The sequence below is a fragment of the Psychromonas sp. KJ10-5 genome, assembly GCF_055808325.1.
On sequence record NZ_CM147864.1, the window covers coordinates 475,268 to 490,021 of the forward strand.

The following is a 14,754-nucleotide window of genomic DNA, read 5'->3' on the forward strand; positions in this document are numbered from 1 at the left end:
ATTCAGGTCATATTTCCATCGTTTTTATGGCAGGATTTGGGTTTTATGCACCATTTATGAGCAAATTTTTCAGAGGGTTATTTGCTCATAAATGGGTGGAACATTACGGATTGAGATTAGTTATTTGACTTGGATCACTCATCGCTGTGACTTGATGGTGCATTTTTATTAATTTCAGTAGCTGTTGTGCATCCCAATGGTGCGCCTTTCCAGAACAAGCCTGCTCAAGTTGCTGTAAATTAATTAATAATTGTTGTTTGAGATCACTATCTAACCCATCAACCTCACAAAGCTGCGCTAATTTATTCATATTTGGCTGCTGTACTTGTCCATATTGTAGAAGTGCCAAATAAACCTGGCTTGGTTTAGCTTCTTTTAGAGCCGCTAATAAGGCTTTATAAGGCGTACTCTGCTTGGTCTTTTTCGGGACTTTAGGTGCTACGGTTAAGTTATGAGTGCTTCTTACATGGTAAAAACTCAATAAGATTAATAATAGTAATAAAACCAATGTGCTTATTTGCCAATACAGCAATTGGGTGGTTTGTTCCTCTGATGTTTGATTATTGGTTGCTGCGCTATTAGGCGTTGCTGGTAAAGCAGAAAAATCTTGATGGCTCTGAACACTGCTATTTGCACTACTATTATTAGATTGATTAGCACTTTGTGGAGCCGGATTAATAGTGAGGGTCTGCGCAGGTAATGTCGCATACTCTTGTTTTTCTGTTTTACTATTCCACCAAGCAACTTTTATTTCTGGTAGCACAAGTTTACCTGGTTTATTAGCAATAATGGCATGTGTTACTGTGCGTTGACTATATATGAGGCCATCAATAGTGCCTTGTTTTAAATCATCTTGGTCAGGGTAAACACGCAAAGCTTTATCGTAGTTAAGATCGATTTCAGGCATTTTATCGAGTGCAATTGAAGCAACTTGCAGGCTGATACTGCGTGTGATTGGTTCTCCCACAAAATGCTCTTCAGCTTGTAGATCATTATTTTCAATTAGTCTGACATCTTCACTAATTAACCAATCTCCTTTAAATCCAGCTGGCATCGCCTTCACTGTTAAAGGAAGGTTATTACCTCGGATATTAATCGGTGTCGTTTTCACTCTGTCTTGCCAGCCATTAACGCGAGTCACTTGTTGCACAGAACCGGTTAATAAAGGAGAGATAATAGAGACATCGCCAGCCACTGAAGGTGTGACTTTATATTGGTAATGGAATACACGGTAACGTAACCCGTTACGAATAACTTGGTTTTGTTGCTGATCAACATCAAGTGGCTCAATACTAGCATCGCTCAATGATGGCGGTTGAATATCGCCATTAGCAACATTTTCAGCTACAAATATTTTTGTATCGATGATCACGGGTTGATCAATATAAACACTATTTTTATTAATTGAATTTTCAATAAAAATGGTATCGCTGGATGTTGATTGTTGCTGCTTACCTGGTTGTTTCACTTCGATTTGAATGGCTTGAGTTGTTAAATCACCCAAAGTTAGTGCAGGTATAGTAAATTTACCCACTGACTTCGCTCGTAAGCTTACTGTCCATGTTGTTTGCTGGGTAAAGTTGCCATTAATGTAAGAGGTTTGTTGGCTACGTGAAGGGGAGCCAACATTAAAGTCATTGCTTAATTGGCTAGTATCTAATTGGTAATCAGAGCCAGTATCATCGACTTGTACGGTGAGATAAAAAGTGTCACCTAAATAAATAGTATTACTACTGATGGAAGCGGTTGCTTGTGTTGCGGCTACTGCAGGCATGCACAATGCAATGAATAATAGGCTGATATGTAAGAATTTTTGTATAAACGGCATTACCAGATGTCTCCGTTATTATTATTGTTATTTAGAACAGGTTGATTAGCAGCTCGCTTGTTGTATTCAAGCTGCATTTTATTTTTTAATAGCAGTGATGGGTCATCGGGTACATTTTTCAACCAAAGTGGTAAATCTTCATATTCTTGATTAACCTCCGAGCCTTGTACCGTACTCGCAGCAGCTTCTTGTTCTGGAGTTTGTGTATCATCGCCTGACTCAGCAGAAGCCTGTTGTGCTTGTTGCTGACTTTGTTGCTCCTCTTCTTCTTCTGTTTCTTGTTGTTGACTTTGTTGCTGATCAGAAGACTGTTGGTCTTGCTGACTTTTTTGTTGATTTTGCTGTTGCTCAGAAGACTGTTGGTCTTGCTGACTTTGTTGTTGGTTTTGCTGCTGACTATCAGAAGACTGCTGATCTTGTTGGTTTTGCTGCTGACTATCAGAAGACTGTTGATCTTGTTGGTTTTGCTGCTGATTATCAGAAGACTGCTGATCTTGTTGGTTTTGCTGCTGACTATCAGAAGACTGTTGATCTTGTTGGTTTTGCTGCTGATTATCAGAAGACTGTTGATCTTGTTGGTTTTGCTGCTGATTATCAGAAGACTGCTGATCTTGTTGGTTTTGCTGCTGACTATCAGAAGATTGTTGATCTTGTTGGTTTTGCTGCTGATTATCAGAAGATTGCTGGTCTTTTTGATCTTGTTGTTCTTGCTGTTTTAACAACTCTTCAACTGCTTTTTTATTTGCCAGTGCTTCAGCAAAGTCTGGTTTTATCGCTAATGCTGCATTATAGCTCGCCAGTGCTTGTTTATACTTTTGCTGCATGGCCTGCGCATTACCTAAGTTATAAAGGTTGTTTGTATCATTAGGTGTTTGAGTTTTCTGACTTTCATAGATAGCTTCAGCCTGTTGGTACTGTTTATCTTTGAATAAAGCAGAGGCTTTCCAACTTGGATCCTCAAATTGTTCCCCAGCAGATTTATAATCCCCAGCTTGGAAGGCTTGATAAGCATTTTGTTGGCTATTTTCCCAAACCGATGCTTCTACTTTAGTATTTGCAAAGGGCAAGCTTAAGGTAAAGCTCAATAGGGCAACATAGAAAACACCTTTTCTAAACAATAATAAAAACAGCGGAATCAACAGGAAACTTAACCAATAGCCATCATCGATTAATTGTTCACTATTACTATTATTAGCTTGTTCATCTTGTTGCTTATTAAGTTGCTCATTATTGTAATGGGCGGCTAATTGAAAAATATCATTACCAGTATGGTCGAAATTTTTGTACAAACCGTTACTACTTTGTGTCACAGCGTACATCGCATCGGTGTCTAATTTAGGAATAATGATTTTCTCACTACTGTCTTTTAATAAACTACCATCGCGTAACTTAATAGGCGCGCCTTCTGCGGTACCGACCGCGAGAATTGACACCATAAAGTCAGTACCTTCGATCATTTCTTGCATTTTATCGGCACTTTCTTGGTCAATACCATCACTAATAAACACAATATGTCCCTGTTGATACCCGGCATTTTTGAGCAAAGAGATAGCTTTGGCTAATGCTAAATCAGGTCGAGAACCTCTTGCTGGCATTAAATCAGGCGACAGATTAGGAATATGATTGATGATCGAATTGCTGTCTTTCGTTAATGGCGTGATAGTAAAAGCATCACCGGCGTAGGCGATAAAGCCTTTATCGCCCTCTGTCCATTGTTTTAATAGGTCAATCGCTTTGTACTTAGCTTGATTTAAACGATTAGGTTTAACGTCAGTAGCATACATTGAATAAGATAAATCAAAGGCGATAACCTGCGCTTTTTGTATTTCATAAACGGGTAACTTAACCGAACGAATACTGGGGCCAGATAAAGCGATACAGGCAATCACAGCTAATAAACTTAATGCAAAACGGTTGCTTGTTTTGGTTTCGGGTTGGGTTACCAAATGCTCGCTTAAATGATTGGCAATCACATTACTTGATTGATTTTTACCTTGTTTGTAGCGCCATAAACTTAACACGAAAATAATAACAAGTCCGATTAACCAGTAGGGGCGAAGGAATTCTAATGCGCCGAAGCTACTGTCTAGGGTGTCGTTAAAGTTCATCTTCACCTCTTATCTTTAATGACAATATTACTACCAGCAGAATCAATACGGCTATTGATAATGGCCAATAAAATAGATTCTTCTCAGGACGAAACTCTAAATATTCTCCATCAACGGGTTGTAATTGATTAATGGTGTCATAGATTTTTTGTAAATCCTCTTGGCTACGCGCTCGAAAGTATTGACCATTGGTTAAAGAAGCAACCTCTTTTAGCATTCCTTCATCAAGATCAGCTGATGGATTAACGCGTTGATTACCAAAGAAACCGGGTTTAATCATCGAATCTGCACCAATCCCTATGGTGTAAATTTTAATATTGTTTTTAGCAGCTTGCTTAGCTGCTGCAATTGGTTTGATTGAGCCAGCAGTGTTTGCTCCATCGGTTAATAGAATTAACACACGCTGCTCATTTTGGTTTTCAACAAAGCGTTTAATCGCCATACCAATAGACTCACCAATAGCTGTTTGTTTGCCTACTAAACCTATTTGTGTTTCATCAACCATGGTCGATACCGTATCAACATCAAAGGTGAGAGGAGTTTGTAGATATGCATGATCAGCAAATAAAATAAGCCCTAAACGATCACCAGTTCGTTGCTTAACAAAGTCTTTAACAATGGATTTAACTAAGGTCAAACGATCAACTGTGCGTCCATTTAAAGGCATGTCTTCTTCTTGCATACTGCCCGATAAATCTAAAGATAGAATCATATCTCGGCTTTGCTGCTGAATACGAATAGGCTCTCCAAACCACACTGGTTTGGCAATCGCGGCTAATAATAAAGCCCACAATAACCAAGGTACAAAATAACCCAATAATGGATTAGAATTTTTACTCTTTTGCTCTGCTAAACCTTCCGCTAATGGGATCCATAATTGCGTGTAAGATTGTTTTTTAGGCGGTAATAAAAGTCTTGCTAATAATGGTAAAGGTAATAAAAGGAATACCCACCAGTAACTAAATTCAAACATGATGTTGGCCTGTTAATGATTGATCAACCACAGTTGATTTTTGCAGCCTTTTTACCTGTGCGGGAAATCCTTTTATCCAATGTGAGACTGATTTGAAGTCCTGTTCATCGCACATCGAAGGCTGCTGATATAAACGTTGGCAAAATTGTACCTGCTCACCAAATAGTGCGGTGCTACCAGTATGGTGTGCTTGTATAAAACTAAACCAAGCTTCACCAGTCAATGAAGCCACTTTTTGTCTAGAGTAATACTGCAGTGCTAAGCCTTTAAGTAATTGATTCAATTTTGCAAAGCTAGCTGAATCTTGTCGCCTTAATTGCTGCAGTGCTAATAAAGCTTGCTTGACCTTTTGCTGTTTTTTTCGTCGTTGTTTCAGCCACCAAACAAGTACGGTCACTGCACTGATTATGACGGCTAAAATTAACCAGTAAATTGGCGCTGGTGGCCAAGCTGACGGTACTTGCGTTGGTAGTATTATCTGTTCAAAAGGATTATTGGGCGTTGGCATTGAATTGCTCCAATAGTGGGGTGGCAGCACTGATTTGATAATGCGCAATACCATGCTTTAAAAAGTGAGTTTGCATCTGTTGCTGGCGTTCCGTCGCAGCTGCATTATAAGACTTTTGCTGACGCTGATTACGTAAAAAGCCACTTCCTTTTAACGAGTTAATTTTTAAATTAGCTTGTAACATCTTCTTCGGTAAATGCGACTCTAATGGGTCGCTAATTTGCCAAATGGTCACCTGATTATGTCGCCTTAAAAGGTTAATCAACTTATAACAGGCTTCATCTAATTGTGAAAAATCACTGATTAAATGAACTTGGCTACCGGTTTGTACTAGATGAGAAAGACGTTTTAATTGTAAGAAGAGGGATTGTTGTTGCGGTATTTTAAAGGCTGATTTTTGACATAAAATTTGGCTTTGATGTAGAAATGCCATTAAACCTTTATTACGAGAGGTCGGTTTTAACTCTGCGACTTCCTGCTGGTTAAAGACAATCCCGCCTAAACGATCGTTTCTTTGTTTAGCTTGCCAACTCAATAGTGATGCTAAATGGCAAGCTTGTACCGACTTAAATACAAATTGACTGCCAAATATCATACTATCGGAGAGGTCTACTAATAAAAAAACAGGCCGCTCTTTCTCCTCTTGAAATAGCTTAGTATGTGCTTTTCCAGTTCTGGCGGTGACAGCCCAATCGATAGATCGGACATCGTCGCCGGGTTGATAATGTCGAACTTCGGCAAATTCCATGCCGCGGCCTTTAATATTGGCTAAGTAATTACCTGACAATTGACGTGTTGCCTGTAATTGCTTGCTACTTAAAGATAGCTTTCCATGCTGTTTATAACTGAGAAGTTCGTTCAATTGAACATCAACGCCCGTGGTATAGGGCGTATTAGTAAAAATAGCGGGAATATGTGTGCTCATTAGCCTGCGATCGCCACTTGATTAATAATTTCTTGAATAACCTGATTAGCATTCAACCCTTGTGCTTCTGCTTCATAACTTAAAATAAGTCGATGGCGTAAAACCGGATATAAATTGCTGATAATATCTTCAGGCATCACATAGTCTCGGTCATTTAACCAAGCGCGTGCTTTTGCTGTGCGCATTAAAGCAAGCGTTGCACGAGGGCTTGCACCATAGCTGATCCACTCACCGAGTTTTTCACCAAAACGCTCTGGTTGACGCGTAGCCATGATCAAATCAATCAAATATTGCTCTAAGTGCGGAGCAATGCTGACTTTCATCACCTCTTCACGCATCGCAAAAATTTGCTCATTAAGTAATGGTGTTACCGCTGCAATTTTCTCTTTTAAAATCTCTTTTTGATTTAATTGCAGGATAAGGCGTTCCGTATCAGCATCTGGATAATCTAACTGCAAATGCATAATGAAACGATCTAACTGTGCTTCCGGTAATGGGTAAGTACCTTCTTGCTCTAACGGGTTCTGTGTTGCCATTACTAAAAACAGCGGTGGTAGAGGGTAAGTGGTTTTACCTACAGTAACTTGTCGCTCAGCCATCGCTTCTAATAACGCCGATTGTACTTTTGCTGGTGCGCGGTTAATTTCATCTGCCAATATTAAGTTATGGAAAATAGGGCCTTTTTCAAAAATGAATTGGCCTGTCTCTTGGCGAAAAATATCTGTCCCAGTGACATCCGAAGGGAGGAGATCTGGGGTAAATTGGATTCTGTGAAAATCACCTTCAATTCCGTCTGATAATGCGTTGATTGCTCGGGTTTTTGCTAAACCTGGTGGGCTTTCAACTAGTATATGTCCATCTGCTAGTAGTGCGATCAATAAGCTGTCAACCAGCTCACTTTGACCCAAAATCATTTTATTTAAATAGTCACGTAATTGATTTAACTGTTGTTTTGCCATTGCGGGTATCTGCATTTAAATTGATGGTGCGGAAAATATACTGCCAAACCCAAGCAACTTCAATCTTCAAAATGTTTTAAATTCGTGTTAAGGGGATTAAAACTATTTGTAAAATAAAAGTAAAACAATCGTATAAGTTAAAAACCTTTACTGAAATAAAAGCTTTACGCTTTTCTTTGAGTTATATTGCAGTATGATTTTAAGCCGCTTTATCGCTATTGCTAAGGAACAGCAATGCACAGTGGAATTGATCATATTGCATAACAATAACGTATTAACCTATATCGAACGTTAGTAGGCAATGCATTTATTGATGATTAATAAAATCAGTTAGACGGTAATAACCGTGGCTAACTACTATCATAAGTAACGAACACAATATTCGTGATACTTATTTATTTGGAGAAATGAATTTATGCAAATATATATTATGCGCCATGGACAAGCAGAAATGATGGCTAATTCAGATTCAGAACGTAACCTAACGGATGAAGGGCGTCATGAATCAGAGATAATGGCTAAGTACTTAGTAAAACAAGATGTTAAATTTGATGCTGTATTAGTGAGCCCCTACATAAGAGCCCAGCAAACCTGGCAATCAGTCAGTCCTTTTTTTGAAGGTATTAGCAATATCCAAGTTTTACCCTGTTTAACGCCAGCCGGCAGTGCTCGAAAATCTGTTGATGAAATACTCGCTTTACAAGCTGAAGGTATTCAATCTGTATTACTGGTTTCACATCTCCCTTTAGTAGGTTACATCGTTGGTGAATTAGTACCTTCGGCTGGTGTTCCTGCTTTTTCTACCTCTGCTGTTGGACATATCTCACTTAATGATGAAGATGGCTTTGCTGAATTAGTTAGTTTAACGACAGTATCTCAAATCATAGATTAACGGTTTTTCTTGCTCGGCGTTAACACGCCGTATCATTGCTCCGCATAAGTATATATTCCATATATGGTAGCCTCAACTATGCTCGAAGATACTGCGTTTTTAATGGCTGATTATGAACAAAGAGTACAAGCCCAACGTACTTTTTTCATGAAAAATAAACCTTTCTCATTAGCTTATCGTGTACAACAGCTAACACGATTGAAACAGGCGGTGATAGCAAACAAAAGCGCTTTGATTGGAGCCCTCGATGTCGATTTGCATAAATCAGAGTTTGAGGCTTATCTTACTGAAGTCGGGTTTGTGTTAAATGAATTAACGGACACCATAAAGCATCTTAAAAAGTGGATGAAACCTAAAAAAGTATCAACGCCATATTTTTTACAACCTGCAAAAAGTCATATCCATGCAACACCCTTAGGTGTTTGCTTAATTATTTCTCCTTTTAATTACCCGGTTTCATTGTGCCTTTCTCCGTTAATTGCTGCACTTGCTGCAGGTAACACATGTATTATTAAAACATCTGAATTAACACCTAATGTGAGTCGCGTATTAACCTCGTTAATTAATGCCACCTTTGCATCTGAATATGTCCACTGTATTAGTGGTGAAGTCGAGCATGTGACCGCTTTGTTAGCCCAAAAGTTTGACCATATCTTTTTCACTGGCAGTAGCGAAGTGGGAAAAATTGTGATGCAGCAAGCGGCTAAACAGTTAACGCCAGTGACTCTTGAGTTAGGTGGTAAAAGCCCGTGTATTGTGTGTGCCGATGCGAATATTGATATCGCCGTTAAACGTATTGTTTACGGTAAAATGTTAAATACTGGACAAACCTGTGTTGCTCCTGATTATGTATTAGTTGATGACAGTATTAAACAAACATTCTTAGATAAAGTAGTAGCGAGAATCACTGAGTTATACGGTGATAATGCTTTCAATAATGAAGCATTAGGGCGAATTGTAAATCAGCGACATACGCAGCGCATTAGTGAATTAATTGAACAAGATAAGGTGCTAGTAGGCGGTCAGTTTGATATCGAACAAGGCTATATTGCACCGACAGTGATGACCAACGTAGATTTATCTGATGCAATCATGCAACAAGAGATCTTCGGGCCTGTTCTACCCGTGTTAGGTTTTACCAATTACGATCAGGTATTGCAGGTTATTGAACATTTACCAGCGCATCCACTAGCCGCTTATATCTTCTCTGAAAGTAAACAGACTCAAGCACTGTTAAACTCAAAAATCCAAGCAGGTGGTATTGCTATCAACCATTGTGTTCAACACCTTGCTAACCCGAATCTACCTTTTGGTGGGGTAGGGTTAAGTGGTATTGGGAGCTATCACGGCAAACACGGTTTTGACTGTTTTTCACATCAAAAGAGTGTACTTAGTGCATCTACTTGGTTAGACCTACCCTTGCTATATCCACCCTATAAAAACAAATTATCACTGCTTAAAAGATTATTTAAATAACTGAACTATTGGGATTTTTAGGGTTGTGTTTTAAGTATTATTCTGGCCATCTCTTTTGCGATCAATGCGGATTGCTTCATGCCTCGAGTGTGGGCCATCACAATCGCTCCTTCAACTAATAATCCTATTTGATCTGCTTTTTGTTGAGTGGCTTTATCAGTTGCTTTAGTGGCTAATTGCGCTGCAATAATATCTACAATCACCTGTTTATGTTTTGCCGCAAAAATATTAATTGGATGATTAGAGTCTGCGTATTCTGCGCTGACATTAATAAAATTACACCCAAAGAAAGTTTCACTATTAAACCATTCACTTAAATTATCAAAAATAACCAATACATTCTCAACGGGATCATTATTTTTGGGGCTTTGCTTATTACCTTCAACTTTATCTTTCAATTTACTGACAACTTGTTCATGACGAAGTTGTAATGCTGCCAATATCAATTCTTCTTTACTACGAAAATGCTTATACAGTGTTGCCTTAGAAACCCCTGATTCCGCTAAAATTAAATCGATTCCGGTTGCGTGATATCCATATTTATTGAATAAAATCAATGCTATATCGATTAAGTGTTGTTTTCTTGGTTGCATTTAATTGGCTGTCCTCTTTAGGAGCGATGTTAATACACGGCATGTGATAACTGAATTATAACCAATTTAAACTTGACGTAAACAGTTCTGTTCACCTATAGTGGTAAACAGATTTGTTCACTCTTGTTTTTGTCATCATATCTATTGGCATTAATACTGTTATTTGTGAAACAAATATTTTTATAAATGAAAACTTAATAAAGGTATTTACTATGTGCTCTACATCAACAGAAAGCAGTAATGTAACCGTTACAACAATTGCTACTTCAGGTATCCATCATTTAGGTCTTACTGTTCCAGATATTAAACAAACTGCCGCTTTCTTTATTGAACAATTAAACTTTAAAAAAGTAGGTGAAAAACCAGCTTACCCTGCCATTTTTGTATCTGATGGTACTGTTATGTTGACGTTATGGCAGATCAAAGATGCAGAGAATTTGATAACGTTTGATCGTACTAAGAATGTTGGCTTGCATCATTTTGCGTTAAAAGTGAATAGCATCGAACAATTACATACTCTTTATCAGAAGCTACTTAAACTTGATCAAGTAGCTATTGAGTTTGCACCAGAAGCATTAGGTGATTCGCCTTTTGTACACATGATGTGTTCGATTCCGGGTGGTATTAGACTTGAATTGATTAGTCAATAAAGAGAATACGATGGAAAATAGTTGGCATCAAGGTGAGCGCTTAATACAGAAGCGGGTGGGTACTGAACAACGAATGGCTGACATTGGCCCTAAATTCATTCGTGAATTTATGCCTTTACAACATCGTGAATTTTTTCAGTCTCAGACTATGATTTTCATGGCTTATCGTGATACCACTTCAATCATTCAAAGCAGTATTTTGTTTGGTGAAGAGGGCTTTATTTCTTCACCCACAGAGACTGAATTATGGATCAATACACAAAACCCAATGAGTGATTTCAGGAACAATCAAATTAACGTGGGAGATCGTATTGGTTTACTCGCTATTGAGTTTAATACAAAGCGACGTAACCGCGTTAATGCGATCATTACTGAGATTAACCAAAAGAACATCAAAGTATTGGTGTTACAGAGTTATGGAAATTGCCCTAAATATATTCAACCTAAAACATTGGTCAGCAATGCACATTATGATCCCACGTCGCAGCTATCTTCGACCATAATGACCAATAACCTGCGAACCTTGATTTGCCAAGCAGACAGTTTTTTTATTGCCAGCTACTTTGATGATGGAGAAGATAACAGAAGTCGTGGCGCTGATATCTCGCATCGTGGCGGGGAAGCTGGTTTTGTTCGTATTAACAACAAGGGACAATTATTAGTCGAAGATTACTTAGGTAATGGTTTCTTTAATACTTTAGGTAACTTACTGGAGAATCCCACGGCGAGCTTATTATTTTGTGATTGGCAGCAGGGACATGCTATGCAGATAAAAGTGACCTGTGAAATACTATGGTCAGATACAATACAAGGTCAATCAAACCAGAAACAGAGCGAAGCAAAACGTACGTTATGCTTTACACCTCATAAATTTACTATATTAAGCAATAGCCTAGCTTACCGTAGTCAATAATCATTCATTTCTATTTACATTAAACCTTCTCTTAAAGTCAGTTATTAGTTTTTTTAATACATCATAAAGCAGTGGTTTGGATGGTTCATATAACTGTCAATTTCATGGTTTATTCTGTTTGTATTAAGGATAGAAAAATCTAGTGCATTGGTTTATGTCGTATTGCATTCTTATTTTTACTTACTATAATATGCGCATATGTGAATATATGGAATTTTATATGCAACCGCATCAGTTTTTTAAAATGTTATCCGATGAAACACGATTACGCTGCCTTATCTTAATCGCAAGAGAGGAAAGGATCAGTGTCGGTGAACTGTGTTTGGCACTGGATCAATGTCAGCCAAAAATATCACGTCACCTTGCAATTTTACGTCAATCGGGTGTGCTCTTGGATCAGCGTGAAGGACAGTGGATCTATTACCAAGTCAATCCTGCGTTACCAGGTTGGATGCGCAAAGTGATTGCAGGGTTAACCACTTCAAAATGTTTAAAAGCAGAATACCTTGATGATATTGAAAACTATCAACAAAGCAAAATGACAGAAAAATAACCAGATTAAATGTAAATTAAAAAGAGAGAGCGAACATGACAATTAAAGTAGGTATTAATGGATTTGGACGTATCGGTCGTTTAGCAATGCGCGCAGCATTCGATTGGCCAGAAGTTGAATTTGTACAAGTAAATGATGTAGCTGGTGATGCAAAAACCTTAGCGCACCTATTAGAGTTTGACTCAGTACAAGGTCGTTGGAATCACGCCGTTACTTGCACTGACAACACTATGGAAGTAGCAGGGCAATCAATTAAAGTAACGCAACAGGGGGAAATCGATGCTGTTGATTGGTCTGGCTGTGATGTTGTTATCGAATCAACAGGTGTTAACAAAGAGAAGGCCTTATTAGATAAATACACAGCACAAGGCGTTAAATTAGTGGTGGTTTCAGCTCCGGTTAAACACCCTGATGTCGCTAATATTGTGGTAGGTGTGAATGAAGAAACCTTCAAACCAGAGTTTCATAAAATCATTACAGCAGCATCTTGTACCACTAACTGTATCGCACCGGTTGTGAAAGTTATTTATGAAAAACTGGGCATTACTAATGCCGCATTCACAACTATTCATGATTTAACCAATACACAAACTATTCTTGATGCACCCCACAAAGACCTTCGTCGTGCGCGTGCTTGTGGCATGAGCTTAATTCCCACAACGACGGGATCAGCAAAAGCAATTATTGAAATTTTCCCTGATTTAAAAGACAAAATTAACGGTCATGCAGTACGTGTACCATTAGCTAATGCATCACTAACAGACATTGTTTTTGAAGTGGCAAGAGATACCAGCGTCGAAGAAGTTAACCAACTATTAAAAGAAGCATCAGAAGGTGAATTAGCGGGTATTTTAGGATATGAAGAGCGCCCATTAGTATCAATTGATTACCGCGGTGACCAACGTTCAACCATAGTAGATGCCTTATCAACCATGTTAATCGGTAAGCGTATGTTAAAAATCTATGCTTGGTACGATAACGAGATGGGTTACGCAACGCGTACTGCTGAATTAATTAAAAAATTCTCATTAATGTAATAGCCGTTAGGAATAAAAGCAATGAAGTGGTTTTTAACGTTAGATAAATCCTTACGACAATATTTATTAGTAACCTTTAACTATTGGAATTTTACCGTAACAGATGGCGCACTTCGCATGTTAGTGGTGCTGTATTTTTATCAATTAGGCTATAGCCCTTTAAACATCGCTTTATTGTTTTTATTTTATGAAGTATTCGGAGTGATCACCAACCTTGTTGGCGGTTGGTTGGGTGCGCGAGTAGGTTTAAATCGCACCATGAACATTGGCTTAGCCATGCAAGTCGTTGCGTTATTGTTGCTTACCGTCCCTAGTGAATGGTTAACCATACCTTGGGTGATGATGGCGCAAGCTTTGTCTGGTATCGCTAAAGATCTCAATAAAATGAGTGCTAAAAGCACCATCAAAACGCTTATTCCTAATAATCAACAGGGTAAACTTTACCATTGGGTTGCAGTATTAACTGGCTCTAAAAACGCGTTAAAAGGCGCAGGTTTTTTCATCGGTGGATTACTGTTAACGCTGGTGGGTTTCCAAGTAGCCTTATTGATCATGGCGGGTGTATTGGCCGCGGTGTTTGTGATGAGCTTGATGTTCCTCGAAGGGGATTTAGGGAAAGCTAAAACTAAACCTAAGTTTAGTCAGATGTTTTCAAAATCAGGCCCGGTGAACATCTTATCAGCAGCACGTTTATTCCTGTTTGCATCACGTGATGTATGGTTTGTGGTCGCTTTACCTATCTACCTAGCCAGTATCTTTGGTTGGTCACACTCTGTGGTTGGCGCTTTCCTCGCCGCTTGGGTGATTGCCTACGGCATAGTGCAAGGCTTTGCCCCTAAAATAACCGCCTTCTTTGCGAAAGAGGGAACAACACCAGGCGGTAAAAATGCCATGCTATGGTGCGCATTATTGGCCGTTGTAACAGGTGTGTTAGCGATAGGTATACAGCTTGAGTGGCAAGTGCAAACCTTGATTATCGTTGGATTATTGATTTTTGGTGCTATTTTCGCCATCAACTCCTCGTTACATTCCTACTTAATCATCAGTTATGCCAAACAAGATGGCGTGTCATTAGATGTAGGTTTCTATTACATGGCAAACGCAATGGGGCGTTTAGTCGGCACCGTATTATCTGGCTGGGTTTATCAATCCTATGGCTTTGCCGCGTGTTTATGGATAGCTTTTGCTTTCCTAGTGGTCACTAGCATCATTTCATTGAAGCTACCTGAGCAGGGAAGCGATGCAAATAACCCGAATGGTTAAATATTACTAGCGGCAATAAGTTAAGGCCTTTAGTTTATAAAAGGGGAGGAGAAATAATTCAAAACCTTTCTTAAAG

Annotated in this window: 14 protein-coding genes; 7 read left to right on the forward strand and 7 right to left on the reverse strand. The window is 38.7% G+C overall.

All coding sequences use genetic code 11. From position 1 onward, the window contains the following. Window positions 1-103: 103 nt before the first annotated feature. The 6 genes from AC0L3W_RS02325 to AC0L3W_RS02350 are packed head-to-tail and all read right to left on the reverse strand — an operon-like array spanning window position 104 to window position 7,301. Window positions 104-1,828 carry a BatD family protein gene (locus AC0L3W_RS02325; RefSeq protein ID WP_409439772.1) on the reverse strand — a complete coding sequence of 575 codons (1,725 nt, stop codon included), beginning with the start codon at window positions 1,826-1,828 and terminating at the stop codon, window positions 104-106. Beyond that, a complete protein-coding gene (locus tag AC0L3W_RS02330) occupies window positions 1,828-3,936 on the reverse strand; it encodes a vWA domain-containing protein (RefSeq protein WP_409439771.1) in 2,109 nt (702 codons plus the stop codon). Before AC0L3W_RS02330 ends, AC0L3W_RS02325 begins: the two co-directional genes overlap by 1 nt. Further along, entirely contained in the window at window positions 3,926-4,909 is a 984-nt protein-coding gene (locus tag AC0L3W_RS02335; protein WP_290038583.1) for a VWA domain-containing protein, read from the reverse strand. Before AC0L3W_RS02335 ends, AC0L3W_RS02330 begins: the two co-directional genes overlap by 11 nt. Continuing rightward, a complete protein-coding gene (locus tag AC0L3W_RS02340) occupies window positions 4,902-5,417 on the reverse strand; it encodes a DUF4381 domain-containing protein (RefSeq protein ID WP_409439770.1) in 516 nt (171 codons plus the stop codon). Before AC0L3W_RS02340 ends, AC0L3W_RS02335 begins: the two co-directional genes overlap by 8 nt. Continuing rightward, window positions 5,401-6,342 carry a DUF58 domain-containing protein gene (locus AC0L3W_RS02345; RefSeq protein ID WP_409439769.1) on the reverse strand — a complete coding sequence of 314 codons (942 nt, stop codon included), beginning with the start codon at window positions 6,340-6,342 and terminating at the stop codon, window positions 5,401-5,403. Before AC0L3W_RS02345 ends, AC0L3W_RS02340 begins: the two co-directional genes overlap by 17 nt. Beyond that, entirely contained in the window at window positions 6,342-7,301 is a 960-nt protein-coding gene (locus AC0L3W_RS02350) for an AAA family ATPase (RefSeq protein WP_290038577.1), read from the reverse strand. Before AC0L3W_RS02350 ends, AC0L3W_RS02345 begins: the two co-directional genes overlap by 1 nt. 415 nt (window positions 7,302-7,716) lie before the next feature. Here AC0L3W_RS02350 and sixA point away from each other — a divergent pair, with 415 nt between their 5' ends. Together sixA and AC0L3W_RS02360 are read left to right on the forward strand one after the other, a co-directional pair. After that, window positions 7,717-8,193 (forward strand): phosphohistidine phosphatase SixA, encoded by a 477-nt coding sequence (gene sixA, locus AC0L3W_RS02355; RefSeq protein ID WP_290038575.1) that lies wholly within the window; start codon window positions 7,717-7,719, stop codon window positions 8,191-8,193. A gap of 78 nt (window positions 8,194-8,271) precedes the next feature. Continuing rightward, window positions 8,272-9,669, forward strand: a complete 1,398-nt coding sequence (locus AC0L3W_RS02360) for an aldehyde dehydrogenase (RefSeq protein ID WP_409439768.1) — start codon at window positions 8,272-8,274, stop codon at window positions 9,667-9,669. A gap of 17 nt (window positions 9,670-9,686) precedes the next feature. Here AC0L3W_RS02360 and AC0L3W_RS02365 read toward each other — a convergent pair whose 3' ends face one another. Next, window positions 9,687-10,262 (reverse strand): TetR/AcrR family transcriptional regulator, encoded by a 576-nt coding sequence (locus tag AC0L3W_RS02365; RefSeq protein WP_409439767.1) that lies wholly within the window; start codon window positions 10,260-10,262, stop codon window positions 9,687-9,689. 212 nt (window positions 10,263-10,474) lie between these two features. On the opposite strand from AC0L3W_RS02365, the gene AC0L3W_RS02370 reads away from it, so the two are divergent. The 5 genes from AC0L3W_RS02370 (at window position 10,475) to arsJ (ending at window position 14,678) form a co-directional block, all read left to right on the forward strand. Then, entirely contained in the window at window positions 10,475-10,912 is a 438-nt protein-coding gene (locus tag AC0L3W_RS02370) for a VOC family protein (protein ID WP_409439766.1), read from the forward strand. Window positions 10,913-10,922: 10 nt separating this feature from the next. Next, entirely contained in the window at window positions 10,923-11,825 is a 903-nt protein-coding gene (locus tag AC0L3W_RS02375; protein WP_409439765.1) for a pyridoxamine 5'-phosphate oxidase family protein, read from the forward strand. Between the two features lie 208 nt (window positions 11,826-12,033). After that, entirely contained in the window at window positions 12,034-12,378 is a 345-nt protein-coding gene (locus AC0L3W_RS02380) for a metalloregulator ArsR/SmtB family transcription factor (protein WP_409439764.1), read from the forward strand. Window positions 12,379-12,413: 35 nt separating this feature from the next. Beyond that, on the forward strand, window positions 12,414-13,415 hold the full coding sequence (locus tag AC0L3W_RS02385; RefSeq protein WP_409439763.1) for an ArsJ-associated glyceraldehyde-3-phosphate dehydrogenase: 1,002 nt from the start codon (window positions 12,414-12,416) through the stop codon (window positions 13,413-13,415). Window positions 13,416-13,436: 21 nt separating this feature from the next. Continuing rightward, the gene (gene arsJ / locus AC0L3W_RS02390) at window positions 13,437-14,678 is read left to right on the forward strand and encodes an organoarsenical effux MFS transporter ArsJ (RefSeq protein ID WP_409439762.1); all 1,242 of its coding nucleotides are present in this window, start codon (window positions 13,437-13,439) and stop codon (window positions 14,676-14,678) included. Window positions 14,679-14,754: the final 76 nt, after the last annotated feature.

What these genes read in the sequence shown, in the direction of transcription:
- AC0L3W_RS02325 (WP_409439772.1), bottom strand. Translation starts at nt 1,828, where the DNA reads ATGCCGTTTATACAAAAATTCTTACATATCAGCCTATTATTCATTGCA.
- AC0L3W_RS02330 (WP_409439771.1), bottom strand. Translation starts at nt 3,936, where the DNA reads ATGAACTTTAACGACACCCTAGACAGTAGCTTCGGCGCATTAGAATTC.
- AC0L3W_RS02335 (WP_290038583.1), bottom strand. Translation starts at nt 4,909, where the DNA reads ATGTTTGAATTTAGTTACTGGTGGGTATTCCTTTTATTACCTTTACCA.
- AC0L3W_RS02340 (WP_409439770.1), bottom strand. Translation starts at nt 5,417, where the DNA reads ATGCCAACGCCCAATAATCCTTTTGAACAGATAATACTACCAACGCAA.
- AC0L3W_RS02345 (WP_409439769.1), bottom strand. Translation starts at nt 6,342, where the DNA reads ATGAGCACACATATTCCCGCTATTTTTACTAATACGCCCTATACCACG.
- AC0L3W_RS02350 (WP_290038577.1), bottom strand. Translation starts at nt 7,301, where the DNA reads ATGGCAAAACAACAGTTAAATCAATTACGTGACTATTTAAATAAAATG.
- sixA (WP_290038575.1), top strand. Translation starts at nt 7,717, where the DNA reads ATGCAAATATATATTATGCGCCATGGACAAGCAGAAATGATGGCTAAT.
- AC0L3W_RS02360 (WP_409439768.1), top strand. Translation starts at nt 8,272, where the DNA reads ATGCTCGAAGATACTGCGTTTTTAATGGCTGATTATGAACAAAGAGTA.
- AC0L3W_RS02365 (WP_409439767.1), bottom strand. Translation starts at nt 10,262, where the DNA reads ATGCAACCAAGAAAACAACACTTAATCGATATAGCATTGATTTTATTC.
- AC0L3W_RS02370 (WP_409439766.1), top strand. Translation starts at nt 10,475, where the DNA reads ATGTGCTCTACATCAACAGAAAGCAGTAATGTAACCGTTACAACAATT.
- AC0L3W_RS02375 (WP_409439765.1), top strand. Translation starts at nt 10,923, where the DNA reads ATGGAAAATAGTTGGCATCAAGGTGAGCGCTTAATACAGAAGCGGGTG.
- AC0L3W_RS02380 (WP_409439764.1), top strand. Translation starts at nt 12,034, where the DNA reads ATGGAATTTTATATGCAACCGCATCAGTTTTTTAAAATGTTATCCGAT.
- AC0L3W_RS02385 (WP_409439763.1), top strand. Translation starts at nt 12,414, where the DNA reads ATGACAATTAAAGTAGGTATTAATGGATTTGGACGTATCGGTCGTTTA.
- arsJ (WP_409439762.1), top strand. Translation starts at nt 13,437, where the DNA reads ATGAAGTGGTTTTTAACGTTAGATAAATCCTTACGACAATATTTATTA.